We start from the raw sequence: 1498 nt of genomic DNA, 5'->3' as shown, positions 1-1498 counted from the left end.
GCACACCGGCGACGGGATTGGTGACACCGGCGGGAGCCGTGGCACCGGCCAGCGGACTCGCCGTGCCCGGCGCGCTCGCGCCCGGCAGCGCGGACGTCGGCGAGACACCGGACGGAGCACCGGCCCCCTGACCGGGCAGGCCGGACGTGGATTGACCGGGAACCGGCGAGCTCGACTGTCCCGGAACGGAATTCGCGGCGGCGGGGTGGGCCGCGGCAGGGTTCGCGGACGCGGGCGTACCGGCCTGCTGGCCCGCGCCGCCGGGCGCGACACCGCTCAGATCAGCCCCCGCCGGATGCGAAAGTCCCTGGCTCACATGCTGGGTGAACTGGTTGTACTGGTCCATGACATGACCGACACCCAGATCGACCTTCAGATCGGAGTGGAACCAGACGCCGTCCGGGCCGACATGCGCGTCCACGGTCCACTGGGTGCCCAGGAACGCACCGACACCCTGGCCGTCGGTGGCGCCGACGCCGTCGAAGGGACCGGTGGCCCCGGACATGTCGGGCAGGTGTGCGCCATCGGTGCCGGGCAGGTGCATGCCGGGAAGATGGGGCAGCGCGAAGCCGGGCAGGCTCTGCAGGAAATTGGGCTGCAACGGGTCGAGCGTGGGCGCCTGCGGTTGCACGGGCGCGGGCACCATGTCGGCGGCCGGATTGTCCAGCGGCAGACCGAGGTGCGCACCGGGGGCGGGCAGACCGGACTCGTTGTCGGGCAGGCCGATTCCATGGAAACCGGCGATCGAGGCGTCGGGTTGCCGCGGGTCGTACGAGCCCGGGAACAGTCCGGCGTCGGTGCCGTGGTGGTAGTCGTCGAGCGGGCCGAAGGGCGTGCTCACCGGCGCGACCGTGGCGGGACCGAGGTGCTGGGCGGGTACCTGGTCGGCCGTCAGATCCGGGAAGGTGACCGTCGGGCTGGGCACGTTCGGCTGCGGGTCGTTGGCCTGCGACCAGCCCACGGATTTGCTGTCGTGGGTGATGGCCGCGTTGCTGCCGCGATTGCCGCTGGCGGCGACGAGCGCACCGCCGGTGACGTACGCGCCTGCCCTGGCCACCCGGGCGACACCGGTGGCAATGCGATAGGCGGCGTCGCCTCCCTTGTCATCGGCGGCGTCATCGTCGGAGAAGGGCAGATCACGTGTCATACAGGCTCCGCTCTCAGGGCTCCGGCGGGGCCGTCGCGCGGCCTGCCGGACCAAACTCATTTCACACCCTATTTCCGGATAACCGGTCTGTCACATCCACCAGGTAGGTGGCGGTGTGCCCATAGGGGTGCCACACAGCTTGTCACCCCTGCATATCAGTACGGAAGACCCATTTTCAGGGTGCATACCGGACCTTGCGGACATAACACCGTCCGATTTGCACTGTGCCCCGCTCCCGAGCGGGAGCGGGGCACGATGTCCTACCGAACTTACTTCTTCTTCTCGGTCGCGGAGTCGGTGCTCAGGGCGGCCACGAAGGCTTCCTGCGGCACCTCGACCCGGCCGATGACC

1 protein-coding gene and 1 pseudogene are annotated in these 1498 nt (G+C 69.9%); both read right to left on the bottom strand.

Going from position 1 to position 1498, the window contains the following annotated elements; genetic code table 11:
- Positions 1 to 1147: pseudogene (locus ACWELQ_RS45540) on the bottom strand (hypothetical protein); the annotation flags it as partial.
- A gap of 269 nt (positions 1148 to 1416) precedes the next feature.
- A partial coding sequence (locus tag ACWELQ_RS45535) for a hypothetical protein (protein WP_452403167.1) occupies positions 1417 to 1498 on the bottom strand: 82 nt, incomplete at its 5' end.

The sequence above is a fragment of the Nocardia sp. NPDC004722 genome, from assembly GCF_053601505.1.
This window is presented reverse-complemented; position numbering and strand designations above follow the sequence as displayed.